21 protein-coding genes and 1 tRNA gene are annotated in these 23195 nt (G+C 70.6%); 4 read left to right on the top strand and 18 right to left on the bottom strand.

Annotation, left to right across the window (positions count from 1 at the left end):
- Positions 1–164: 164 nt before the first annotated feature.
- From D471_RS0114385 to D471_RS0114370, 4 genes are all read right to left on the bottom strand, one after another.
- Positions 165–1286 carry a PQQ-dependent sugar dehydrogenase gene (locus tag D471_RS0114385; protein ID WP_017599255.1) on the bottom strand — a complete coding sequence of 374 codons (1122 nt, stop codon included), beginning with the start codon at positions 1284–1286 and terminating at the stop codon, positions 165–167.
- Positions 1287–1512: 226 nt separating this feature from the next.
- Entirely contained in the window at positions 1513–1824 is a 312-nt protein-coding gene (locus tag D471_RS34490) for a hypothetical protein (protein WP_017599254.1), read from the bottom strand.
- Positions 1824–2669, bottom strand: coding sequence for a dihydrodipicolinate synthase family protein (locus tag D471_RS34485; RefSeq protein ID WP_017599253.1), 846 nt, complete (start codon positions 2667–2669; stop codon positions 1824–1826). Before D471_RS34485 ends, D471_RS34490 begins: the two co-directional genes overlap by 1 nt.
- Before the next feature lie 61 nt (positions 2670–2730).
- Complete coding sequence (locus D471_RS0114370) at positions 2731–3735, bottom strand: zinc-binding dehydrogenase (protein WP_017599252.1); 1005 nt, start codon at positions 3733–3735, stop codon at positions 2731–2733.
- Between the two features lie 422 nt (positions 3736–4157).
- On the opposite strand from D471_RS0114370, the gene D471_RS0114365 reads away from it, so the two are divergent.
- Positions 4158–5081: a LysR family transcriptional regulator gene (locus D471_RS0114365; protein ID WP_161630095.1), complete on the top strand. Its 924-nt coding sequence runs from the start codon at positions 4158–4160 to the stop codon at positions 5079–5081.
- Between the two features lie 471 nt (positions 5082–5552).
- On the opposite strand, the gene lysA is transcribed toward D471_RS0114365, so the two are convergent.
- From lysA to cysS, 8 genes are all read right to left on the bottom strand, one after another.
- Positions 5553–6977 (bottom strand): diaminopimelate decarboxylase, encoded by a 1425-nt coding sequence (gene lysA, locus D471_RS34480; RefSeq protein WP_051059177.1) that lies wholly within the window; start codon positions 6975–6977, stop codon positions 5553–5555.
- Between the two features lie 55 nt (positions 6978–7032).
- Positions 7033–7881, bottom strand: coding sequence for a transporter substrate-binding domain-containing protein (locus D471_RS0114350; RefSeq protein ID WP_017599248.1), 849 nt, complete (start codon positions 7879–7881; stop codon positions 7033–7035).
- Positions 7882–8002: 121 nt separating this feature from the next.
- Positions 8003–9052: an iron-containing redox enzyme family protein gene (locus tag D471_RS0114345; protein WP_017599247.1), complete on the bottom strand. Its 1050-nt coding sequence runs from the start codon at positions 9050–9052 to the stop codon at positions 8003–8005.
- A gap of 53 nt (positions 9053–9105) precedes the next feature.
- The gene (locus tag D471_RS34475; RefSeq protein WP_017599246.1) at positions 9106–10452 is read right to left on the bottom strand and encodes a lysine N(6)-hydroxylase/L-ornithine N(5)-oxygenase family protein; all 1347 of its coding nucleotides are present in this window, start codon (positions 10450–10452) and stop codon (positions 9106–9108) included.
- Between the two features lie 91 nt (positions 10453–10543).
- Complete coding sequence (locus D471_RS0114335) at positions 10544–11320, bottom strand: 2OG-Fe dioxygenase family protein (protein WP_017599245.1); 777 nt, start codon at positions 11318–11320, stop codon at positions 10544–10546.
- A gap of 586 nt (positions 11321–11906) precedes the next feature.
- Positions 11907–11979: transfer RNA gene (locus D471_RS0114330), tRNA-Thr, on the bottom strand.
- Between the two features lie 66 nt (positions 11980–12045).
- Positions 12046–13005, bottom strand: coding sequence for a 23S rRNA (guanosine(2251)-2'-O)-methyltransferase RlmB (gene rlmB / locus D471_RS0114325; RefSeq protein ID WP_017599244.1), 960 nt, complete (start codon positions 13003–13005; stop codon positions 12046–12048).
- A gap of 114 nt (positions 13006–13119) precedes the next feature.
- On the bottom strand, positions 13120–14514 hold the full coding sequence (gene cysS / locus D471_RS0114320; RefSeq protein ID WP_017599243.1) for a cysteine--tRNA ligase: 1395 nt from the start codon (positions 14512–14514) through the stop codon (positions 13120–13122).
- Positions 14515–14785: 271 nt separating this feature from the next.
- Between cysS and D471_RS0114315 the strand changes: the two genes are divergently transcribed.
- Positions 14786–16531, top strand: coding sequence for a DUF2637 domain-containing protein (locus tag D471_RS0114315; protein WP_026127725.1), 1746 nt, complete (start codon positions 14786–14788; stop codon positions 16529–16531).
- Between the two features lie 34 nt (positions 16532–16565).
- Here D471_RS0114315 and D471_RS34470 read toward each other — a convergent pair whose 3' ends face one another.
- The 4 genes from D471_RS34470 to phoU form a co-directional block, all read right to left on the bottom strand.
- The gene (locus D471_RS34470; protein WP_017599242.1) at positions 16566–17588 is read right to left on the bottom strand and encodes an endonuclease/exonuclease/phosphatase family protein; all 1023 of its coding nucleotides are present in this window, start codon (positions 17586–17588) and stop codon (positions 16566–16568) included.
- 191 nt (positions 17589–17779) lie between these two features.
- Positions 17780–18250, bottom strand: a complete 471-nt coding sequence (gene ispF, locus D471_RS0114305) for a 2-C-methyl-D-erythritol 2,4-cyclodiphosphate synthase (protein WP_193789767.1) — start codon at positions 18248–18250, stop codon at positions 17780–17782.
- A gap of 34 nt (positions 18251–18284) precedes the next feature.
- On the bottom strand, positions 18285–18767 hold the full coding sequence (locus D471_RS0114300; protein WP_026122741.1) for a CarD family transcriptional regulator: 483 nt from the start codon (positions 18765–18767) through the stop codon (positions 18285–18287).
- 313 nt (positions 18768–19080) lie between these two features.
- Positions 19081–19743 (bottom strand): phosphate signaling complex protein PhoU, encoded by a 663-nt coding sequence (gene phoU / locus D471_RS0114295; protein ID WP_017599240.1) that lies wholly within the window; start codon positions 19741–19743, stop codon positions 19081–19083.
- A gap of 124 nt (positions 19744–19867) precedes the next feature.
- Here phoU and D471_RS0114290 point away from each other — a divergent pair, with 124 nt between their 5' ends.
- Both D471_RS0114290 and D471_RS0114285 read left to right on the top strand, forming a co-directional pair.
- The gene (locus tag D471_RS0114290) at positions 19868–21061 is read left to right on the top strand and encodes a sensor histidine kinase (RefSeq protein WP_026127723.1); all 1194 of its coding nucleotides are present in this window, start codon (positions 19868–19870) and stop codon (positions 21059–21061) included.
- The gene (locus tag D471_RS0114285) at positions 21058–21762 is read left to right on the top strand and encodes a response regulator transcription factor (protein ID WP_017599238.1); all 705 of its coding nucleotides are present in this window, start codon (positions 21058–21060) and stop codon (positions 21760–21762) included. The genes D471_RS0114290 and D471_RS0114285 overlap by 4 nt, the downstream gene beginning before the upstream one ends.
- Positions 21763–21989: 227 nt before the next feature.
- Here D471_RS0114285 and D471_RS0114280 read toward each other — a convergent pair whose 3' ends face one another.
- Together D471_RS0114280 and D471_RS34465 are read right to left on the bottom strand one after the other, a co-directional pair.
- Positions 21990–22613, bottom strand: a complete 624-nt coding sequence (locus D471_RS0114280) for a VanZ family protein (protein ID WP_161630094.1) — start codon at positions 22611–22613, stop codon at positions 21990–21992.
- 462 nt (positions 22614–23075) lie between these two features.
- A partial coding sequence (locus D471_RS34465; protein ID WP_040689691.1) for a D-aminoacyl-tRNA deacylase occupies positions 23076–23195 on the bottom strand: 120 nt, incomplete at its 5' end.

Here is a 23195-nt window from a genome sequence, read left to right as displayed (position 1 = left end):
CCTGGGGCGTGTGTGGTGGACGCCGCCCGTCGCGAGCGGCGTATCCAGTGCGGCTGTCGCAAGGCCGAAGAAGGAGTCAGGGTGGGGTCCTGTCGACTGATGAGAACACAGCGACAGTTGTGCTGGGGCGACGCACAGCAGGGTGAGTGTCCGCCATACATGCCCTAACCGACCTCGAAGCGGATGATCCGGTCGTCGCCCTCGCGCACGTTCCCCCGGCCGTCGGTGTTGGAGGTGGTGATCCAGAGCGTCCCGTCCGGGGCCTCCCCGACCGTGCGCAGCCGACCGAACCGGCCCTCCAACCGCGGGGACGGCTCACCGAGCGCGCCGTCCTCCAGGGGAACGGCCCACAGCCGCTCCCCCCGCAGCGCCGCGACGTACAGGGTGTCGCCGACGACGGCGGCGCCGGACGGCGAGGCCTCGTCGGGGGTCCAGGTGATCAGGGGGTTGGTGAAGCGCCCCCCGTCGGTGCCGCCGGTCCCCTCCACCTTCGGCCAGCCGTAGTTGTGGCCCGGTTCGATCAGGTTGACTTCGTCGAAGGCGTCCTGACCGAACTCGGTGGCGAACATCCGCCCCTCGTCGTCCCAGGCCAGGCCCTGCACGTTGCGGTGTCCGAGACTGTGCACGGGGGATCCGGGGTCCGGGTTGCCGGGTGCGGGGTCCCCCTCCGGGGTCAGCCGCAGGATCTTGCCGTTGGGGCTGTCCGGGTCCTGGGCCAGGGCGGGCCGACCCGCGTCACCGGTGGCGACGTACAGCATCCCGTCCGGGCCGAAGGCGATCCGGCCGCCGTCGTGGTACCTGTTCTTGGCGATGCCGTCGAAGACGACCTCCGGGTCCTTCCCGTCGAGCCGGAACCGAACGACGCGGTTGTCGTCCTCGGTCGTGAGGTAGGCGTGGACGTAGCCGTCCTCCGCGTGGTCCGGTGACAACGCCAGGCCCATCAGTCCGCCCTCCCATCCGGACTCCGCCCCCTCGGGCCCCGCGACGCCGGGCACCTCGTACACTTCCTCCGGCTCGGCCCCGCCGGGCGACACCCGCAGGATCCGCCCGGTGTGCCGCTCCGCCACCAGGGCGTCGCCGGACGGCAGGAAGGCCAGGCCCCACGGGATGTCGAGCCCGCTGGCCACCTCGACGCCGTCGCCGAGGTCCGGTGCGCGGATGGGTGCGCCACCCGTCCCACCGCCGTCGATCCCCTCGCTCGCGGTACAGGCGGCGAGGGCGGTGACCGCGACCGCGAGCAGAACCGCCGCGCGACGACGGGCGACCGCCGTCCGGTCTGCCGTCATGACTCGCCTCCCTGGAGTCCGAGTCCGTTTCGGGCCCCTCACCGCCGTCCGGCGAGCGGCTCCGGTCCCCATGGGGATACCCACTGGCGCGGAGGTCACCGGAGCGGTGCCGCCGGTCACTGTCCCCGTACCGAACGGGACCGGCCGGGAACGGGGGTTCGGGGGGACCGCGGACGATGGAGGGCGCCCCGCCGCCGAGCAGCGGCGGGGCGCCCTCCCGGCGCCGTCAACGCGCGTCGAGCAACGACGCGGCGTCGGCGACGGCGTCCCGCTCGGCGGCGCCGGAGTCGGTCCCGACCGGCTCCGAACCGTCCTCCGCCCGGCCCGCGACGCGGTCCGACCCGGGCTCGCCGGTGGCGCCCCGCGCGGCCGTGTCGCGCTCGTCCGCCCGTTTGCCGGTGACGAGGGTGACCCGGTGCCCGTCGTAACAGAGCAGTTCCACCGTGATGACACCCGGTTCGGTGTTGTGCATGGCCAGGACCCTGCGCGGGCCGAGAAGGGTCGTCATTCCACAGTCGGGGCAGTACACGTCGAACATCAGGGCAGCTCCTTGAACACGGCGACCGCGTCGGACACCAGCTGGGGGTCCGCCTGGCACAGGGGGGCGCGAACAGTCGGCTCGTCGATCAGGCCGATCTCGCTCAGGGCCGCCTTGACCACGGTCGGGTTGGGTTCGGCGAACACGGTGGAGACCAGGGGCAGCAGGGCGTTGTGCAGCTCGAGGGCGGCCGCCGTGTCCTGGCCTCGGACGAGGTCGTGAAGGCGCCGGTAGTGGCCCGGGGCGATGTTGGCGGTCGTGGAGATGGCTCCCGCGGCCCCCAGACCCAGCATCGGGTGGATGAGTGCGTCGTCACCGGTCAACACGTCGGCGTCCACGTCCAGGGCGAGGAGTTCGAGGGTCCCCTGGTCGATCGCTCCGGCGCAGTGCTTGACCGCTCCGACGCCCTCCATCGACAGCAGCGTCGCCAACGTCCCGGTGGTGAGCGCCTTCCCCGTCCGGTGAGGGACGTTGTAGACGATGACGGGTGCCCGGACCGCGTCGACGACCGCCTCGAAGTGGGTCATCACGCCCTCGTCGGTGGGCCTGAGGTAGTAGGGGACGACGACCATGAGCCGGTCGGCCCACCGGTCGTGTTCGCGGGCCTGCTCGACGGTGGTGGCCGTGCCCATGCCGCTCACTCCGACGGTGAGCGGGGTGCCGTGGTCGTCGCTGACCCGGCGGCACACCTCCAGCACGGCTTCGCGCTCCCGCGCGGTGAGCATGGCCGACTCCCCGGTCGTGCCGAGCGNGGGGGGGGGGGGGGGGAGCCGTTCCAGTGAGGCCGCGTCGACCTCGCCGTTCGCGGCGAAGGGGGTGACCAGTGGGACGTGGATTCCGTTCATGACGCTCCCTTGCTCAACGCTTCGGGCCCGCCCGGCGGGCGCGGCTCCGGTATTCGGCACATCACGAGTCGGGCGCACTCAGCACGACCTTTCCGAAGCGCCCCGGGTCGTTGAGCGCCCGGTACGCCTCCACCGGCTCGCTCATGGGGATGACGCGGTCCACCACGGGACGCCAGTCGTGCTTGGCGACGTGGGAGAGGAGGTCGGCGAACTCCCGGGGGCCGCCCATGGAGCTGCCCAGGATGGAGACCTGCGACCAGAAGACGCCGTGAACGTCGAGGGTGGCGCCGTGGTCGGCGGTCCGCCCGAGGACGACCATGCGGCCGCCGGGGCGCAGCAGCCCCACCAGCGCGTCCCACGAGGCGCCCGCCGAGTCGACGACGAGGTCGAAGGGCCCGCCGGTGGACGCGGCCAGCTCTCCGGGCCAGTCGCCCGAGCGGACGACCCCTCCCACGGCTCCGAGCTTGACGGCCGTGCGGATCGCGTCCTCACGGCCCGACGTCACCCACACCTGGGCGCCCAGGGCCGCGGCGATCTGGACGAGGTAGCTCGCCACGCCGCCCGCGGCGCCCGTGACCAGGACGCGTTCCCCCTCCTTGAGGCCGCCCCGGGTGATCAGGGCGCGCCACGCGGTCAACCCGGCCAGCGGCAGGGCGGCCGCCTCGTCCCACTCGAGCTCCGGGGGCTTGACGAACACGTTCTCCTCGGGGACGAGGATGTACTCGGCGTGGGTTCCGGCGGTCGGGTATCCGAGGATCTCGAAATCCGGTCCCTGAGCGTCCTCGCGGGGCCCCCACCGCAGCGAGGGAAGGATGACGACGTCGTCGCCGGGGGCCGCCTCCAGGACCCCGGAACCGACCTCGACGACGGTGCCGGCCCCGTCGGAACCGAGCACTCGGGGACCGCCGAGGTCCGCGCGCCGGTCGACCAGCATCGCGTCGTTCCGGTTCAGCGCGGCGCGGCGAACGCGGACGAGGACGTGACCGGCGTTGATCCGCGGATCCGACCATTTCTGGAACCGGACCGGAACACCGCTGTCCTGCGGCTGGGTGACAATAGCCTGCATATACTCTCCCGGAATTTTAGGCAAGACTCTGTCCGATTCCGGCCAACCTCATCACGGAGAGCACGGATTAGTTGACAGATTTTCGCCGTCGATGGACACTGGACAACGGTTTTTTAAGACCGAGGCACAGCTACTTCAGGCGTGGCCGCCTGATTTCAGAAATACGGCCAACAGTTCAGCAAGTGAGAAATCCAGACAGATGAACCGCCTCCATACGATCCCCGACGGAGCCTTGCGAGGAGAGCGCCACCGGCGAGCAGCCCGACAAGCCTCCGTGGTGTCGGGTGCACGGTTCAGGGACGCACCGCACAGAGCCCCGGCAGGGCCTCTCCCCGCCTCTGAGGGGAACTGCTCCAAGTCTGCAGCACCTCTCACGAATGCGGAAGTCACCGCTGGTTTCCACAGCAAAAAGGAGAACTTTAATGCTGGACGAGCGACGCCTTCGGACATTTGCCAAAGTCGTCGAGACCGGATCAATCGTCCGGGCGGCCGAGGCTCTCTCCTTCACGCCTCCAGCCGTTTCCCAGCAGATCGCCGCGCTTGAACGCCAGGTAGGGCAGAGTCTGTTCAGCCGGGGGCCCCGGGGAATGGAACTGCTGCGGGCGGGGGAGATTCTCCTGGAGTTGTCCGGGGAAGCCCTGGACCGACTCGATATCGCCGAGGCCACGATGCGTTCCCTGGCCAACACCATGCTGGGGCCCATCCGCGTCTCGTCCTTCGGCAGCGCCGGGTGGTCGCTCGTCCCGCGGGCCTTCTCCGCCCATCGGGAGAACTATCCGCACACGGCTCTCAGCTACGCCGAGGCCGAACCGGAGGACGCGATCGAACACGTCAAGAAGGATCTGGCGGACGTGGCCCTGACCTACACCTACGACAACGTCCCGCTCGCCCAGACCCCCACGTTGATCAGCGAACTCGTCCTCCGCGAGCCGATCGGCGTGGTGCTGCCCGAGGGGCATCCGCTCGCCGGGAACGAGCGGATCTCCCTGGAGGACCTGGCGGAGGAGAGCTGGATTCTGGGTCGGGACGAGACCCCGTGCACGCGGGCCACCAGGAACTGGGCCGCCGCGTCGGGGTTCGAACCGCAGGCGCACTTCCGCAGCAACGACTACGCGACCGTGTTCGGGTTCGTCGGCGCGGGCCTGGGCATCGCCCTGGTCCCGGCCCTCTCCCTGGTCCACCGCCCCTCCGGGGTGGAGTACAGACCGATCAAGGACGGCGACCTGGCGCGCAACGTGTGGGCCGTGGTCCGGCCGCCCGTCGACGGAAAGCAGCCCGCCCCTCTGGGCGACCTGCTGAAGAACATCCAACGGCTGGCCTGGGACCTGGTCCGCGACCAGACCTGAACCAGGCCGATCCGCCGGGCCGGACGGGCCGCGGCGAACCGGCCACCGCCGTTCACCCTCCCGGCTGGGATTCCAGCCGGGCCGACTCGGCCAACATCTCGGCGAACTTGCGCCGGCTCTTGCCGATCTCCGCCAGGATGAGCGCGCCGACGCCGCTCGAACCGCCGCGCCGGCCCTTGAGGTCCAGGCACCAGTCCGTCCACCAGGTCTGCCCCGACNNGCCCCGGTACCCCGCCGTGAAGTAGAGGCGCGAGACGGTACCGCCCTCGCCCGGTCTGATGCGGACGCAGAAGTCGCCCTCGGTGACGTCCACCTGGATGGTGTTCTTGACGCACGAGACGCTCAGGAGACCCGGAACGGTGGTGCTGTTCAGCAGCGTGGCGATCCCGGGGGCCAGTCCCTCGACGTGGGTCCGGTCGCGCGTGATGGTCGACATGGCTTCCTCTCTCCGTTCTGTGGCGGCCGCTGGTCTCACGGACCCGTGGGCTCGGGGTGGGCGTGGGTCGGGACGGCCGGCCCCTCCTCGTCGCCGACCCCGGTGTCGGTCCGCAGGAGGTCCTGGACCGTCTCCCTACGGACGATGGCCCTGGCCCGGCCCTCACGGACCGCGACGACGCCGGGGCGTAGGGCGTGGTTGTAGTTGTTGGCCATGGAGCGGCAGTACGCGCCGGTGGCCGCGACGGCGAGCAGGTCCCCGGGGGCCAGGTCGCCGGGCAGGCGCGCCTCCGGCACCAGGACGTCGCCGCTCTCACAGTGGCTGCCCACCACCCTGCTGGGAACAGGGGCGGCGGCCGAGTCCCGCGACACCAGGTCGCACGTGTACGGCGCGCCGTAGAGGGCCGGGCGGATGTTGTCGCTCATCCCCCCGTCCACGGAGACGAACCGGCGCACACCGGTGACGTCCTTGACCGTGCCGACCTCGTAGAGGGTGACGGTGCCGGGGCCGACGACGGCCCGCCCCGGTTCGACGGCCAGGCGCGGCACCGCGATCCCGTGCTCACGGCACGCCCCCCGAACGGCCCGCCGGAGCCCCTCGGCGAAGCTCGCCACGGGGGTGGGGAACTCGCCCGGCACGTACGTGATGCCGCGGCCGCCCCCGAGGTTCAGTTCGGCCAGTTCGACTCCGTGCTCGTCCTTGACCGCCCCCAGCAGGGCGACCAGTCGTGCCGCCGCCACCTCGAACGGTTCGAGGGAGAGCACCTGGGATCCGATGTGGGAGTGCAGGCCGGCCAGGTCCAGCCCCGGGGCGGCCAGCACGCGGCGGACCGCCTCGGCCGCCATGCCGGTGCTCAGCGCGAACCCGAACTTCTGGTCGTCGTGAGCGGTCGCGATGTACTCGTGCGTGTGCGCCTCGACACCGGTCGTCACCCTGACCAGGACCCGCTGCCGCCTGCCCCGGCTCTCGGCCAGGGCGGAGAGCCGGTCGATCTCGGTGAAGGAGTCGACGACGACGCGGCCCACGCCCACCTCGATCGCCTGCTCCAGCTCCGTCAGGGACTTGTTGTTCCCGTGCATGGAGATCCTGTGCGGGGGCACCTGGGCGTGCAGCGCGACGGCCAGCTCCCCCTCGGAGCAGACGTCCAGGTTGAGCCCCTCCTCGACCACCCACCGGGCCACCGCGGTGCACAGGAAGGACTTCCCGGCGTAGTAGACGTCGCCGCCGTGGAAGGCCCGGACGTACTCCCGGCACCGGGAGCGGAAGTCCTCCTCGTCCAGGACGAAGAGCGGGGTGCCGAACTCGCGCGCGAGCTCGGTCACCGTGTGGCCCGCGATCTCCATGACCCCGTTCGAGCGGTGCGCGTTACGCGGCCACACGCCCGGGGCGCGCTCCTCCTGAGGCGTCGGGGCGAGGAGCTCCTCGCTCTGGGGCTCGGCGGGGTGGATCGGTCGGTTCATGGTGCAGACCCCTGTCGGATCCGGTCGGTCGGTGGGTGCGGCGGTCGGGTCCGTCTCAGACACAGGTCTCGGCCTCCGGGAGGGGCCGGTCGAGGGAGAGGTTGGTCGAGCCGAACCACTCCTCCAGCAAACGGAGCGCGGTGCCGTCCGCGTACATCTCCTCGATCGCCTCGTTCACCAGCTGGCAGGTCTCCACGTCGCCCTTGGGGAGGGCCACGCTGTACCGCTCCTCGGTGAAGGGGTCGTTGACGAACCGGTAGGCGTCGCTCTCCCCGTCCGGGATGATCCCGGCCAGCACCAGGTCGTCGGTGGAGACCACGTCGAGCTCCCCCTCGACGAGCATGTCCAGGCACTCGGGGTAGTCGGCCGCGTCCACCAGCTCGACGTCGATGCCCTCGTCGTCGGTGATCCTCCGCCAGGAGTTGGAACCCTCCACCTTGCACACCCGGGTTCCGGCCAGGTCCTCCCGGGCGTTGATCGAGGTGTCCTCGGCGCGGACCACCGTGTCCTGGCTCGCCGTGACGTAGGGGCCGCCGAAGGTCACGAACTCGCCGCGCTCGGGCAGCGCGGAGTAGGTGGCGAAGAGCATGTCGACCTCGCCGTCGCGAACCACGGTGTCCCGTTCCGGCGGGAGCACGCCCCGGAACTCGATCCGCGCGTCGGGGCCGGCGACCCGCTCGGCGACGTAGCGCGCCACGTCGACCTCGAATCCCCGCGGCCCCGACCCCTCGTCGTAGCCGAGGCTGGGCAGGCCGCTGTGCACGCCGACGACCACGGTGGCCGGCTCTTCGGCGGTGTCGGACGCGTCGGGGGCGTCGGAGGCGTTGGAGGGGGCGCAGGCGCTCAGCACGGCCAGCGCGAGCCCGGCCGAGGCCGTACGTAGGGCGGGTGTGGGGGTCAGCATCAGGTCTTCTCCGAATTCCGCTCGTGGGCGGGGCGCGGCGGTCCGGAGCGGACCGCCGCGGCTCCGAGGGGGTGGTGGGGGTTTCCGAGGGGCGGGGGAGGTCGTGAGGGGGCGGCCGCCCTCAGCCGCACGCCCCGCGGGACGCCCGGCAGTGGTCGACGATGGCGTCGAGGTAGCGGGCGGAGGTGTTCAGCCGCAGGACCGCGCCGAGGGCGATCTCCCGGCCCAGCCGGGGGTCCCGCTCGACGACCGGGCCGATCACCTCGTTGAACCAGCTCTCGCCGTGCTCGACGTCGATCTCCATGTGCAGCAGGTGGTACTCCACGCCCTCCGGGGGGAGGCCGAGCTCCTTCCAGGCCCGGGTCAGGTACTCGAACCGCCGGGGAACCAGGTACTCGGTCGCGCCGAAGTACCCGGCGGCCTTGTAGTAGTGGCGGCGGGACAGGGCGAGCGCCGAGGACAGGTTCCCGCAGACCTTGGCCTCCAGCAGGGTGTTGTCCGCGATGAAGCCGGAGTCGATGCCCAGGGCGGTGTGGGACTTGGCGAAGATGGTGGTGTGCACGCCGGCGTGCTCGCCGTTGCCCATCTCGTCCCAGTAGTTCTTGGCGATCTCCATCTTCTCCACGCCGGTGGTGCCGACCTGGACGAGCGCGAGGATGTCGTCGAAGCGGGGGTCCAGGGTCCCCTCCTGAACCATGAAGAAGCGGATGTCCTCCTTCGTCGCCTCCGCCTCCACGAAGGAGGTGTAGAACTCGTGGCGGCTCGCCACGTGCGCGTTGACGAGGTCCTCCAACCACCGCACGTACTCCTTGGCGGTGTGCGGGTACCCGGTCAGCGCCGACTCCGGGACGAGGGCGGCCTCGTGGGTGAGGAAGGCGTTCTCCAGTCGGGCGGCGACGTCGCGCAGGATCGGCTGGGAGTCGTGGTCCAGGCGCTCGGCCGGCGGGATGCTGAAGTCCTGCTCGTAGATGGCGCCGAGGAGGTCCTGGACACGGTTCTGCGCGTCCGGGTCGCCGTCTCCGTAGGCCCGCGCCGTCAGGGCGTCGGCCTCCTCGGCCAGGCGCCCGCGCGTCCCGTAGTCGGCGGCGGCCAGGTTCCAGTCCTGGGCGGTCAGCTCGGATCCGTGGGTGACGAACCGGTCGAGGAGGGTGTGGTCGGTCTGGATGCTCATGCGCTCGTGCTTCCTTGCTCGAGTGGTCGGGATGGTGGGGGCGGGTGCGGGACTCACTGGTGGAGGGCGACGGCTTCCCTGTCGCGGACGGGCAGGGGGCTCTGCCGCTCCGCCCCCTCCCAGGCGACGGTGGTGCCCGAGGCGCTCAGGTCGTAGACCTCCCGCCCCGCCAGGGCGTTCGTCATCACCGCGCTGCGCCAGGCCATCGCCGCGAAGTTCGGGTCGGTCCACCCGTGGGAGTGGACGGCGGCGTTGTGGGCGAAGATCCGGCCGCCGCCCAGCCCCTCGGTCCGGACGGAGAAGTCCTCGTTCATCTGGAACCGGCCCCGCTCGTCGAGCCGCAGGTGCTCGCGGACCGGTTCGAGGAAGCGGGGCACCTCGAACGTGTAGCCGGTGGCCATGATCACCGTGTCGGCGAGGAAGACCTCGGTTCCGTGCGGCCCCTGTACCTCGACGCTCCAACCGTCCGGGGTCGGCGTGAGGAAGGTGAACTCGCGGTCCACCAGCAGACGGGTCGCCATGGGCGCGCCCTCGAAGTGGTCCATCTCGTAGACGCGGCGGTAGATGTTCTGCAGCAGCGGTTGCAGGATCGCGTCGCTGGAGGCCTTCTGGACGCCCAGGAGCCGCTCGCGCTCGTCGGCGGGCTCCCGGTAGAAGAAGCGGGTGTAGCCCGGGGTGTACAGCTCGTTGGCGAACGGGGACTCGTCGAAGGGAACGAAGTTGTGCCTGCGGGTCGCCCAGATGACCTCCGCGGGCAACTGCGACTTGTCGCTGAGCAGGTCGTTGACGAGTTCGGCCCCCGTCTGGCCGCCGCCGATGACCGCGACCCGCTTCCCCTTCCGGGGGAACGAACGCAACAGGTACTCCGACCCGTGGAAGAGCGTCTCCCCCAGGAAGGGTCGCGCCGCCTCGGGCACGTAGGGTGCCCGGCCGACGCCGAGGACCAGGTCCCGGGCGTGCTGGGTCCCGTTCGACGTCCGCACCGCGAACCGGGTCCCGTCGTGGGTGACCTCGTCCACACTGGCGCCGAAACGGAGATGGTCGAGTTGCCCGCAGATCCACTGAAGGTACTGGTTGAACTCGCGCCGCAGGACCGTCGGATATTCGGCAATGACAAAACGGTGCAGCCGGTGATTACGGGCGAGGAAGTTGAGGAAAGAGTACTCGCTGGTCGGGTCGACCATCGTGACGCAGTCCTTGTACAAGGGGGACTGCAGGCAGGCGTCGTCGAAGAGAAGGCCGGGGTGCCATTCGAACGACTGCTTCCGCTCCAGGAATCCGGTCTTCAGTTCGGGCGCCTTCTCCAGCAGCGCCGCGAGACTGACATTGAAGGGACCGATCCCCACGCCCAGGACGTCGAGCTCGTTCCCCCGGGCCCGGGATCCGCTTTCCGGTTTCATCTTTTTCCTTTTCCTTTTCGGCTGGTGGTGGACCGTGACGGGCCGCAGGCGGGTACCTCCCGCGGCCCGGGGGCGGGTGTGGTGCGGGCCCTCAGATCCGGGGCGCCATCGGAGTGAAGTCGACGAGCAGGATGGCGCGGCCGCCCGGCCTGGGGTCGCCCCCGCGGCGGATCGGTGCGACGTAGTGGCTGACCTTGTCGTCGCGGACCCCGTAGGACTCCAGAGGTTTGGTCAGTTCGAACTCGGCCATCACCAGGTCCTCGGAGATCTCCCCCGGCGTCATCCCGGCGCAGCGGGGCGGCGCGATGGTGTTCCCGCCCCCGACCACGTTGTCCCGGTACATCAGGTGCGCGAAGGTGTAGGGCTCGCCGTCCTGGTGCAGGCAGTTCGGGGAGGCCACCGCCTCCTGACCAGCCTCGTCGACAACGAGGTTGATCATGTGGACGCCCACGTGGATCGGCGCCATCAGGTCGACCGGGCTCCACTCGGTCTGGCCGAAGTCGAACAGGATCAGGTCCCGCAGCAGCGGGTTGTCCGTCGCGCTCTCGCGCAGCGCGGGGAACTGGCGGCGCGCCCCGGTGAACTCCGGGTTGTGGTCGCCCTGGTAGTACTCGGTGACCCACTGCTCGTCGTCGCTCAGGACCGGGGGGATCCAGCTGAACCCGTTGTCCCAAGGGGTGATGACGCCGCGGGAGTAGCGCCTGAACCGGCCCGCCGACCGTGCGTAGGGGTCGGTGGGCAGCTCCGAGAACTCCGCCACCAGGCTCGACAGACGGGGGTCCGCGTCCGCGACTCCGAGCTGGTCCGCGAGATCATATCTCGCGTACCCCTTGGTCATGACTTCCGAACGTTCCTCGACGATGTGCATTTCCTGACTCCCCATAGATCTCGATACCACAATTTCGGAACAATGCCCCGAACGGCGGCGTCATTACACCGAGAGAAAATCACGCGAATTCTTGCGTGTACCGAATCCGCGCTTCTGCGAAGTGGTGCGACCTTGCGCTAAGACATTCCTACGCCACCCGGACACCTGAGAGCAATGAAGCGCTTCTTACCCCTGCCGGTGGCGAGTTCTTAGCCCATTCTGACCTGCACATCTCCAGGGAAGAGCACACGGATTTACACACACGCACCGATCCGTGGCCACGCATACGGGCGAAGTTCACCTGAGAAAATCCGCGACTGTCGGAGATTGATTTATCACGCACAGTCATACCGCGGGGCGCGGCGGAACCCGGGCCGTCTCCACGGCCGCCGGCGGTTCGTCGGTGGCGGATGCGCGCCCCGCGGGGCGGGGAAGGTGGGGCCGACGCGGGGCCTCAGAGGGCCGGCGGCCATGTCGCGCGGTCCCCGGCACGGGCGCGCGGCGCCCACAGGCGATTGCCCTCCAGGCGGTGAGGCGGTCAGCGGAGTGGTTCCGCCTGAAGATGCCCCAGGTCAGACATAGAAAGAGCCAGCGAGGGGACTTGAACCCCTAACCTATCGCTTACAAGGCGATTGCTCTGCCAATTGAGCTACGCTGGCGGGCGTCCGGGGCCGTCAGGCCTCGGAGCGTCCATCCGAATGGTACCGGTTCCTGAGCCGCGTGGCCTACTCGGATTCGAGCCCGCGCCTGCGAGCGACCTCGTACAGCGACACCCCCGCCGCCACCGACGCGTTGAGCGACTCCGCACCGCCGATCGGGATGCTCGCCACCACGTCGCACGACTCGCGCACGAGCCGCGACAGGCCCTTGCCCTCAGAACCCACGACGACCACCAGCGGCCCCGTCGCCAGCTCCAGGTCCGGCAGCTTCGTGTCGCCCTCGGCGTCCAGTCCGACGACGAACAGCCCGGCCTTCTTGAAGCCCTCCAGCGCACGCGTCAGGTTCGTGGCCTGCGCGACCGGGAGCCGGGCGAGGGTTCCCGCGGAGGTCTTCCACGCGGTCATGTTCACGCTCGCCGACCGGCGCTCCGGAATCACCAGGCCGTGCGCGTCGAACGCGGCCGCCGAGCGCGCCACCGCCCCGAGGTTGTGCGGGTCGGTCACCCCGTCCAGCGCGACGATCAGCGGCGCGGTGTCCGACTCCAGCGCCCGCTCCAGCAGGTCCTCGGGAACCCAGTAGCGGTACGGGCGCACCTGCAGCGCCATGCCCTGGTGGGCGGCGCCGGGCTGGCCGTTGCTCTCACACCGCCGGTCCAGCTCGGCGCGGGTCACCTCGACGATCTCGACGCCCCGGTCACCCGCGGCGCGCGCCGCCTCGGTCACCCGCTCGTCCGGGTCCAGGCTGTTGGCCAGGAACAGACGGGTGGCGGGCATGCCCGCGCGCAGCGCCTCCACGACCGGGTTGCGCCCCACCAGCAGGTCGGAGTCGGCCGAGCGGCGCTGCTGCCGGGCCGCTCCCTGCTGGTCACCGGCCGGTCGGGGCCGCTTGGCCGCGCGGGCCCGCTGCTTGCCCTCGTACCAGTGCCGCTGCTCGGCGGGCAGGGTGCCGCTCTTGCCCTCGAGTGAGCGCCGCCCCTTGCCCCCGCTGCCCTTGGTCGGGCCCTTCTTGCTCTTCTTCGCCGGCATGTCCGCCGCCTCCCCGTACGTCTCGCGAGCATGCCGGAAGCGCGTCGGCGTCCGGCGGATTCGCCACCAGTGGTGGCAAACCTCCAGCCTAGTCCCGACGCGCCACCGCCCGCGTCATCCGCGCCTGAGGTCCCAGCGGGGCCCCTGCGGCGTGTCCTCGACCACGACGCCCGCCTCGGCGAGCTGGTCGCGGATCGCGTCGGCCGCGGCGTAGTCCTTCCGGCCCCGCGCCGCCTGCCGCTGTTCCAGGGCCACCGCCACCAGGGCGTCGACGACCTCGCGCAGCCCGGCGTCCCCACCGGCCCACTGCTCGCTGAGCGGGTCCACTCCGAGGATCCCCAGCATCGCGCGCAGCTCGGCGGCGAGCTCGGCCACCCTGTCCTTGTCCCCGGCGGCCAGCGCGGTGTTGCCCTCGCGCACGTGGCCGTGCACCACGGCCAACGCCTGGGGCACCCCGAGGTCGTCGTCGAGCGCGGCGGCGAACCCGGCGGGGACGCCCTCGGCGGGCGCGACCTCGCCGGTCACCTCGACCGCGCGCGTCAGGAAGCCCTCGATCCGCTGGTAGGCGGCGGCGGCCTCCCGCAGCGCCTCCTCGGAGTAGTCGATCGCGGAGCGGTAGTGCGCCTGGCCGAGGTAGTAGCGCAGCTCCACCGGACGGACCTTCTGGACCATCTGCGGGATGAGCAGCGAGTTGCCGAGCGACTTGCTCATCTTCTCACCGCCGACCCGCAGCATCCCGTTGTGCAGCCAGAAACGCGCGAACCCGTCGCCCGCGGCACGGGACTGGGCGACCTCGTTCTCGTGGTGCGGGAAGATGAGGTCCAGGCCGCCGCCGTGGATGTCGAAGCTCGGGCCGAGGTACTTGGTGGCCATCGCCGAGCACTCCAGGTGCCAGCCCGGCCGGCCCCGGCCCCACGGGGTCTCCCAGCTCGGCTCGCCCGGCTTGGCGCCCTTCCACAGCGCGAAGTCGCGGGGGTCGCGCTTGCCGCGGCCCTCCTCCGCGGAGTCCTCCATCTGGTCCGGCCGCTGGTTGGACAGCTCGCCGTAGGCGCCGTAGGAGGCCACGTCGAAGTAGACGTCGCCGGAGCCGTCGTCGGCCGCGTAGGCGTGGCCGGCGTCGATGAGGCGGCGGATGAGCTCGATCATCTCCGGCACGTGCCCGGTCGCCCGGGGCTCGACGGTGGGCGGCAGGCAGCCGAGGATGTCGTAGGCCTCGGTGAAGGCCCGCTGGTTGCGCTCACTGACCTTCCACCAGGGCACTCCCTCGGCGGCGGCGACGTTGATGATCTTGTCGTCGATGTCGGTGACGTTGCGGCAGAACGTGACGTCGTAGCCGAGGTGGGTCAGCCAGCGGCGCAGGATGTCGAAGTTGAGGCCGGAGCGGATGTGGCCGATGTGCGGTGGTGCCTGCACCGTGGCACCACACAGGTACAGCGAGGCACACCCCTCGCGGAGGGGGACGAAGTCTCGGACCTGTCGGGCACTGGTGTCATAGAAGCGCAGACTCACGTTGTCAAGCCTAACCGCTTTCCCTTCACCCGCGGATCACAAACCACCAACCACGCTCCGGGCCGATCGTCTCCCGGACAGGCTCCAGGGCACATATGTGATGAGCCGTATTACAGCCGACCCGGTGTGAGATTTCCGGGCACGGAAACCCGTCCCACACGGCCATCAGGGCGCCCGGGCGACGCGTCCCCCGCGCCGCGCCTCTGGAGGAGGGCCGTGATCGGCCGGAATCTCGTGTTCGCGCGGCTTCCTCGACTACGCTGCGGTTGCGATGGCCCCTTACGACAAAGCCCCCGAGACAGGGACACGGAACGCTCGACCCGCGAGCCGCGGCGCGGGAGCCGGTGCTCTCGTCGGTGGCGCGCTGTTCGTCGGCCTCATCGCCGCCTGCGCCCTCGTCATCTCCTACAACGGCGTCTTCCGCTTCGCGGAGTACGGCGGGCACGAGGGCAGCCCCCTCGCCCACGTGTTCCCGGTGACCTACACCCTCCTGCTGCTCATGGCGTTCTGGGTGAGCTACGTCCTGCGCGAGGCGCACCCCCGCGACCGCGTGTGGGTCGACCTCGTGCTCATCCCCGTGCTCATCCTCGTGGCGGCGGCCGCCATGGTGCTGGGCAACCTCGGGCTGGTCGAGACCGTCCACCAGGGGGTCGCCAACGTCATCGTCGCGGTCGCCCCGTTGGCGGCGCTGCTCGTCGCGTTCCTGCTGTGGATGACCGTCCGAGCGCACATCCGCCGACGGCGCCGAGCGACGCCCCCGCGCCCCAAGCCCTCGGCCGACCGGGCCACGGTGCTGCACGGCCGCGCGGTGTCACCGTCCGAACTCGACGACACCGTGCCGGACGACGACCACCACCTGACGACGCGACTGCTCGACTTCGGGCCCGCCCCCGCGCGGCACGACCACGGCGGGACCGCGGACGAGGGGGTCGACGACCCGCGCCCGCGCGATCGGACCCCTCCTCCGCCGGAGCCGGACGAAGCCGGGGAGGGGGTGGACTCCGAGTTCTCCGAGGTCGTCTCCGTGTCCCCCGCCTCTCCCGGGCCGGAGCCCGAGCCGGCGGAGGACTCCGCCGACGACCGCCCCGAGTCCGTCACCGCTCCGTTGCCCAGGCGCACCCGGACCGGGGCCAATCCCATCAAACGGGCGAGCGCGGAGGTCCCGGTCGTTCCGGGTGCCGCGTCACCGGTCGACCTCCGGGGATCCGACTCCCCGCGCGCTGACCGGACCGACGACGGGTTCGAGGACGACGCCCTCCCCGGAGACCCCGCCAACGACGAGGCCGAGACCCCGCCCGCACGGGTGCCCGGGCCGGGCACCCGAGACGACGCCTGGGACGCCGAACCGGACGCCGGGCAGGCGGTGGACGCCGAGCCGGACGCCTGGGACGAGGAGCCGACGGCGCCGGAGGCGGCTCCCGACGCCGCCGAGACCCTCGGCGCGCGACCGGAACCCCTCCGAGCGGGACCCGGGACCGGACATCGCGAGCCCGAGGACTCCCCGATCCCGGACACCGCCCTGTGGGAACCGCCCGCCGACGACCTCGGGGGCGACGCGCTCACGGACTACGTCCCTCCGGAGTGGACTCCTCCGGAGGACGACGGGCCGTCCCCCTTCGCCGAGGAGGCCGCGGACACGGCCCCGGAGCCCACCCCCGTACTCGACCACGACACCGGACCGGAGGTCCGCGCGGCCTTCGGGGTCGGCTCCGTGCCCCAGGGCGCCGCCGCCCCCGAGCCCGACCCCGAGTTCGCGCCCGCGGCGGATCCGGAGTTCGAGCCGGTTCCCGACCCGGAGTTCGTGTCGGAGGCCACGGAGGACTCCGCGTCGGACCCCGAACCCGAGCCCGGCGCCGTGGACCCGCCGACCGCACCGGACCGTGCCGACGCCGGGCGCCGACCGCCCCTGGAGAAGCGCCCGATGGTCCTCAAACCGCGCCGTTCGCCGATGCCCGACCTCACCCCCGGGCCGCCGTCCGGGCGGGTGCGCAGCGAGCCGCTGCCCCCGGGGGACTGACGCGCCGCGAGGACGTGTTCCGTCCAGGAGCGCCTCACACCCTCAGGCGCGCCGCGATCGGCAGGTGGTCGCTGTCCGTCCTGGGCAGCGACCACGTCTCGGTCGGCGTCACCCCGCGGACCAGGATGTGGTCGATCCGCACCAACGGGAACCCGGCGGGCCAGGTCAGACCCAGCCCGTCGCCCCCCGTCCCGCGCACGGCGGCCAACCGCGAGGTGAGCGGCGCCATGGCCCGGTCGTCGGTGCTGCCGTTGAGGTCGCCCATCACCACGACCCGCTCCAGCGGCTCCTCCGCGACCGCGTCCGCGAGTGCCGCGATCCCCCGGTCCCGCAGCGCCGTGTCGAACCCGGTGCCGTGCACCCGGACCGACGCCAGGTGCACGACGTACACGGCGATCCCCCCGTCGGGTCCGGCCACCTCGGCGCGCATCGCCCGGTTCCACCCCAACCCGAGGTCGAGCGACCGCGAGTCCGTGATCGGATACCTGCTCCACAGCCCGACGGTGCCCCACCGTCCGGAGTGCTCCAGTTCGGCGCCGAGGACCCGGTCGTAGGACGCGTTCGCCTCCCAGGTGACCTCCTGGAGGGCGACCAGGTCGGGGGCGGCCCCGAGCACCTCACGAACCGTGGCCTCCGGATCGCCGTTGGCCGCGCCGACGTTGTGCGTGACCACCGTCAGGTTCGGTTCGACGTCCGGACCCGACGGCAGGTACAGACGCCCGAACGACCCCGCCCACACGGCCGCGAGGAGCAGGACGGCCAGTCCGGCCGACGCCGAGCGCCGGAGCCCGGCGGCCGCGGCGCTCACCGGGACCGCCAGGCCGACCCACGGCAGGACGGTCTCGAACAGGCTGCCCGCACGGCCGAGGCCGTTGGGCACCAGGACGGGGACGGCCAGGAGCAGGGCGAGCAGCGCGGTGACTCCGGCGAGGACCCGACCGCGCCGCCAGACCTCGGGGGTTCCCCACGGCCCTCGGAGCCACCGGGGACCGCCCGGTTCCCCGACGGACCGCTCCGTCGGCGGTTCGATCGGCGCCCGGTCGTCGACGTCCGTCATGGCCCTCCCCCGGTCATGCGGCGTTCCGGGCCGCGCGGTACGTGGTCAGGGGGAGGGCCCGCCGTGGCGGCGAATGTGCCGGAGACTACCCGAACGGCGGACGTGTTCCGCACCGTCGGTTCCGTCCGTCCACGCACGCCGACGGCCCGCGTCCCTGATCAGGGAGGCGGGCCGTCGGCGTGTGCGTGTGTTCAGTCCCGGGGCGCGCAGAGGGCCGTGGCCACCGCGGCGATGCCCTCGCCGCGCCCGGTCAGGCCCAGGCCGTCGGTCGTGGTGGCCGAGATGCTGACCGGCGCCCCGACGACCTCGGACAGCGTCTTCTCCGCCTCCTCGCGCCGCGGCGCGAACTTGGGGCGGTTGCTGATGATCTGGACGGACACGTTACCGATCTCGAACCCGGCCGCGCGCACCCGCGCCACGGTCTCGGTCAGCAGAGCCGCGCCGGAGGCGCCGCGCCACCGTGGGTCGGACGTGCCGAAGTTGGATCCGAGATCCCCCAGGCCACAGGCCGACAACAGGGCGTCGCACGCCGCGTGGGCGGCGACGTCACCGTCCGAATGGCCGCTGACCCCGTCTTCTCCCGGCCATTCCAAACCGGCGAGAAAAAGTGTTCTTCCAGGAGAAAACGGGTGGACGTCCGTTCCGACGCCCACCCGAGGCATATTCGTCATGAATGAGGTGCTTCTTCGACCGGTGTCAGTTCGTCAGAACCTCGTCGAGGAGCGCTTCGGCCTTGTCCTCGTTGGTCTTTTCGGCAAGCGCGAGTTCACTGACGAGAATCTGCCGGGCCTTCGCGAGCATCCGCTTCTCACCGGCGGACAGTCCGCGCTCCTTGTCCCGACGCCACAGGTCCCGGACCACCTCGGCAACCTTGTTGACGTCGCCGGACGCCAACTTCTCGAGGTTCGCCTTGTAGCGCCTGGACCAGTTGGTGGGCTCCTCGGTGTGCGGCGCGCGCAACACCTCGAAGACCTTGTCCAGGCCCTCCTGTCCCACCACGTCACGAACGCCGACGTCCTCGGCGTTCTCAGCCGGCACGCGCACCGTCAGATCGCCCTTGTCGACCCTCAGAACGAGGTAGGTTCTGTCCTCGCCCTTAATGGTGCGAGTCTCGATCGCTTCAATACGAGCAGCCCCATGATGGGGGTAGACAACAGTGTCGCCGACCTTGAAAGCCATGTGACAGGTACCCCTTCCGCTACCACAAGGATACCACGAATCTGTGACTTAACGTACCTATTAGGTTTGCGAACACGCAGGTCAAGCCACCCTTTTCGGGGCTTGACAAAGTGTACCCGAGCCCTCTCGAGGACCTGGTCAGAGCGTTCACGGGAGGTCCTGAACCCCTACTGGCCAGGTGAACCGTCGATCACGCACGGGGGATCGGGGAGGGGCCCACGACCCCTCCCCGGGCCTCCTCGGCGACACCGGAGCGACGGATGTCACGTTCCCGACACCGGCCGGTGCCCCGGGTCACCACCGTCACCCGGGGTCACGACTCGGGGTCGTAGTCCTCGCGCTTCTCACCCGTCACCATGTAGACGAGATTGTCGGCGACATGCACCGCGTGGTCACCGAACCGTTCATAGAACCGCCCCACCAAGGTGACGTCCATGGTGGCCTCCACGCCGTACTCCCACCCCGGCGCGAGAATGCGCTGGAGGAGCTTGCGGCGCAGCCGGTCCATCCGGTCGTCGTCCTTGTCCAGCTCGAGCGCGGTGTCCGGGTCGCGCTCACTGATGACCTCGCCCGCCTTGGTGACCAGCATCTCGGCCTGGTGGCCCATCTCCAGCACGATCGACCGGACCGGCTTGGGGATGGCCGAGTCCGGGTGTCGCCGCCGCGCGATCTTGGCCAGGTGGACGGCGTGGTCGCCCATCCGCTCCAGGTCCCCGCGCATGTACAGAGAGGTGATGATCGTCCGCAGGTCCGAGGCGACCGGCTGCTGGCGCGCCATCAGGCTGAAGGCGGTGTCCTCGATCTCCTGGTCCAGTCGGTTGATCTCCTCGTCACCGGAGATCACCTCCTGCGCGGCCGCCAGGTCGCTGTCCAGAAGGGCCGTCGTGGCGCGCGCGACCGCGTGTCTGGCCAGGCGCGTCATCTCGACGAGGCGTTCGCCCAGGCTGTCGAGGTCCTCGTGGTAGGTATCCCGCATATCGTCAATGCTCCCAGTGGTTTGTTGAAGAATCGGCCAAGTTTTGGTGAACGGTGCGAGAAGCTCGGTTGTGTCGCCCACCCTGACCGGGTAAAGATCCGGTCCGCCCGTTTACGATCGAATCGTGCAAGGGGAACTTCTCACCGCCGTGACCGGCATCTTCGGACTCGTGACGGGCGTCGTCATCGGCGTCGTCGCCGGTCTCTACCTCCGTACCAGCTCATCGGAACGACGGGCCCCCGCGCCCGAGCGCCGTGACGGAAGCGCCCTTCCGGCCGGCATCGCGGAGGTCCTGGCGGCGCTCCCCTCGTCCGCGGTCATCCTGGACCCCGCCGACCGGGTCCTGCGCGCCTCGTCCGCCGCCCGGGCCTTCGGCATCGTCCGGGGCGAGGAGCTGGTGATAGGCGAACTCCTGGCCCTCGCCCGGCAGGTGCGAAGGGACGGGGTCATCCGCGAGACCGACATCGAGGTGGCCGTCCGCAAGTTCGGGCCCGACGCCACCTCCTTCGCCGTACGGGTGGCCCCCCTGGGCGGAACCGGCCTGGTCCTGGTCCTGGCCGAGGACCAGACCGAGCACCGCCGCGTCGAGGCGGTACGCCGAGACTTCGTCGCCAACATCTCGCACGAGCTGAAGACCCCGGTGGGCGCCTTGTCCCTGTTGGCGGAAACCGTACAGGACGCGAGTGACGACCCCGAGGCCGTCCGCCGCTTCACCGAGCGCATGCAGCAGGAGGCCGCCCGGTTGACGGCGGTCATCCAGGACCTGATCACGCTCTCCCGCATCCAGGGCGCCGAACCCATAGCCGAGCCCACGCGGGTGGACCTGGGCGACGTCGTGGACGAGGCGCTCGACGCGGTGCGCATGCCCGCCGACGCCAAGGGGATCGAACTGGTCGGCAGCGGCGCCGAGGGCGTCACCGTCCTGGGCGACGCGGGGCTGCTGGGCACCGCGCTGCGCAACCTGATCGCCAACGCCGTCTCCTACAGCCCGAAGAACACGCGGGTGGCGGTCTCGGTCGGGGTGTCCAGGTCGAGCGTGGACATCAGCGTCGCCGACCAGGGGATCGGCATTCCCCAGCAGGACCTGGAAAGGATCTTCGAGCGGTTCTACCGTGTGGACGCCGCTCGGAGCCGGGCCACCGGAGGTACCGGTCTGGGCCTGGCCATCGTCAAGCACATCATGACCCACCACCGTGGAGAAGTGACCGTGTGGAGCAAGGAGGGGTCGGGGTCGACGTTCACTCTGCGTCTGCCCAGACCCGAGAGCCGGGGGACCGAAGCCACCGGTAACACCGACCGTCAGGAGGCGGCACAGTGACGCGCGTACTCGTTGTCGAGGACGAGGAATCCTACAGCGACGCCCTCTCGTACATGCTGCGCAAGGAGGGTTTCGAGGTCGCGGTGGCCCCCACGGGCACCATCGCACTGGAGACCTTCGACCGCACCGGAGCCGACCTGGTGCTGCTCGACCTGATGTTGCCCGGCCTGTCGGGCACCGAGGTCTGCCGGACCCTGCGGCAGAAGTCGAGCGTTCCCGTGATCATGCTGACCGCCAAGGACTCCGAGATCGACAAGGTCGTCGGTCTGGAGCTCGGCGCCGACGACTACGTGACCAAGCCCTTCTCCTCCCGTGAGCTGGTCGCGCGCATCCGGGCCGTCATACGGCGCCACGAGACGAGCGACGGCGCCGAGCCGCTGCCCGCCGCGCTGCAGGCCGGGCCGGTACGGATGGACGTCGAGCGCCACGTGGTGACCGTGCGCGGGGGGAACGTGCAGCTGCCGCTCAAGGAGTTCGAGCTGTTGGAGGTGCTCCTGCGGAACGCGGGACGGGTCCTCACCCGGATGCAGCTCATCGACCGGGTCTGGGGCGCTGACTACGTCGGCGACACCAAGACCCTCGACGTGCACGTCAAGCGGTTGCGCGCCAAGATCGAGGAGGACCCGAGCAGCCCCCAGTACATCGTGACCGTGCGCGGTCTCGGCTACAAGTTCGAGCCGGTGACCGCCAGCGTCGAGTAGGCCCCTCACCCGGAACGGTCAGCGAGGCGGCGGGCCCGGGGCGACCCCGGTCCGAAGCGAAGCGGAGGACCACAGCACACACAGTTCGGGCGCCGGAAGGGTGCTGCAAGACGAGGGGAGCCGCGAGCGAGGAACGAGCGGCAGGCGAAGACGAGGATGAAGCATCCCCGCCTCCTTGGGCGCCCGAACACGGTCCGAAGCGAAGCGGAGGACCAAGGCACACACAGTCACCGGTCCCGGGCCGTGGTCACCCCACGGTCCGGGACCGACTCGTGCTCGGGGCGGTCCACCCGGCAGCCGAGCAGCACCGAGGCGCAGCCCATCATTCCCAGCCCCACCAGGTGGCCGACGGTGTTGGCGCACAGGTCGGTCAGGCTCGCGCCCTGGCCCGACGCGAGCGTGAACTGGAGGCCCTCCACGGTGACGGAGACGAGCGGCCCGAGGACGACACGGCCCCACGCCGAGGTGAGGGTCGGGAAGGCCACCAGCCCGAGCGGGACGAAGAGCACGGCCTGGGCGAGGAGCTCGTCGGTGAACGGGGTCGGCGGCCGCAGGGGGTTGGGATCGGTGACCGCCACGTTCGCCGCGATCCCGTTCGAGGGCAGCGAGGCCTTGTGGACGTGATCCGCCGGCGCCCACTCCCCGCCCAGCCCCACGACGAGGACGGCGTAGGCGGACAGCACGGCGGCGATGCCGAGGACGCCCAGGGCCCGGGCGGCCCGGGGACGCACCAGCCAGAGCCAGGCGAGCGGTAGGGCGGGTATGGCGAGCGTCCCGAGAAGGAGTGGCGCGGCGCCCGCGTCGATATGCAGAACGGCATGCCACACAGACGAGCCGTGCACTGTTCTCATCACCTTTCCGTGGCCTGGAGGCCCGCTTTCCATTGACTCTTCCACCGCCCCGGACGGCGACGTGGAACGTTCTTATGCGATACCGGCGAACACGCTGATCACCACATCGTTCACGTGCACTTTCCAGGTATTGTCGGCGAAAAAGGAGAAGGTGGCCACGACCGACGCTCCCCCAGGCCCGAACGGCCGTTCGCACTGCGGACAGCTACGCCTCGGAGACTCTTGAGACAGCCGGGAAAACCGCCCTGACCACGGCGGAATCGTCAACCACGGCGCTATCAGAACAGGAAACCGGCAACCGGATAACAAATGACGACTCTCGCATCCAGGGGTGATTCACACCGCAACTGTACGGACACCCTCTGCGATCGTCAATGGCTCTCGTAAGTACTTTTTCCGCTTTCCCGAAAAACGCCCGTGAGCTGCACCAAAAACGCGGGAGAGAATCTTCCGGACGAACGCTCAGACCTCGACGATGACGGTGAAGGGCCCCTCGTTGGTCAGCCCCACCGACATCATGGCCCCGAACCGGCCCGTGGCCACCTCCGCGCCCAGGTCGCGCAGCTCCTTGACCACCGCCTC

Source organism: Nocardiopsis lucentensis DSM 44048 (assembly GCF_000341125.1).
Taxonomy (GTDB): domain Bacteria; phylum Actinomycetota; class Actinomycetes; order Streptosporangiales; family Streptosporangiaceae; genus Nocardiopsis; species Nocardiopsis lucentensis.
Note: the sequence above shows the minus strand (reverse complement) of the source record. Positions and strands in the feature narration are given on the sequence as shown.

What these genes read in the sequence shown, in the direction of transcription:
- D471_RS0114385 (WP_017599255.1), bottom strand. Translation starts at nt 1,286, where the DNA reads ATGACGGCAGACCGGACGGCGGTCGCCCGTCGTCGCGCGGCGGTTCTG.
- D471_RS34490 (WP_017599254.1), bottom strand. Translation starts at nt 1,824, where the DNA reads ATGTTCGACGTGTACTGCCCCGACTGTGGAATGACGACCCTTCTCGGC.
- D471_RS0114370 (WP_017599252.1), bottom strand. Translation starts at nt 3,735, where the DNA reads ATGCAGGCTATTGTCACCCAGCCGCAGGACAGCGGTGTTCCGGTCCGG.
- D471_RS0114365 (WP_161630095.1), top strand. Translation starts at nt 4,158, where the DNA reads ATGCTGGACGAGCGACGCCTTCGGACATTTGCCAAAGTCGTCGAGACC.
- lysA (WP_051059177.1), bottom strand. Translation starts at nt 6,977, where the DNA reads ATGAACCGACCGATCCACCCCGCCGAGCCCCAGAGCGAGGAGCTCCTC.
- D471_RS0114350 (WP_017599248.1), bottom strand. Translation starts at nt 7,881, where the DNA reads ATGCTGACCCCCACACCCGCCCTACGTACGGCCTCGGCCGGGCTCGCG.
- D471_RS0114345 (WP_017599247.1), bottom strand. Translation starts at nt 9,052, where the DNA reads ATGAGCATCCAGACCGACCACACCCTCCTCGACCGGTTCGTCACCCAC.
- D471_RS34475 (WP_017599246.1), bottom strand. Translation starts at nt 10,452, where the DNA reads ATGAAACCGGAAAGCGGATCCCGGGCCCGGGGGAACGAGCTCGACGTC.
- D471_RS0114335 (WP_017599245.1), bottom strand. Translation starts at nt 11,320, where the DNA reads ATGCACATCGTCGAGGAACGTTCGGAAGTCATGACCAAGGGGTACGCG.
- rlmB (WP_017599244.1), bottom strand. Translation starts at nt 13,005, where the DNA reads ATGCCGGCGAAGAAGAGCAAGAAGGGCCCGACCAAGGGCAGCGGGGGC.
- D471_RS0114315 (WP_026127725.1), top strand. Translation starts at nt 14,786, where the DNA reads ATGGCCCCTTACGACAAAGCCCCCGAGACAGGGACACGGAACGCTCGA.
- D471_RS34470 (WP_017599242.1), bottom strand. Translation starts at nt 17,588, where the DNA reads ATGACGGACGTCGACGACCGGGCGCCGATCGAACCGCCGACGGAGCGG.
- ispF (WP_193789767.1), bottom strand. Translation starts at nt 18,250, where the DNA reads ATGCCTCGGGTGGGCGTCGGAACGGACGTCCACCCGTTTTCTCCTGGA.
- D471_RS0114300 (WP_026122741.1), bottom strand. Translation starts at nt 18,767, where the DNA reads ATGGCTTTCAAGGTCGGCGACACTGTTGTCTACCCCCATCATGGGGCT.
- phoU (WP_017599240.1), bottom strand. Translation starts at nt 19,743, where the DNA reads ATGCGGGATACCTACCACGAGGACCTCGACAGCCTGGGCGAACGCCTC.
- D471_RS0114280 (WP_161630094.1), bottom strand. Translation starts at nt 22,613, where the DNA reads ATGAGAACAGTGCACGGCTCGTCTGTGTGGCATGCCGTTCTGCATATC.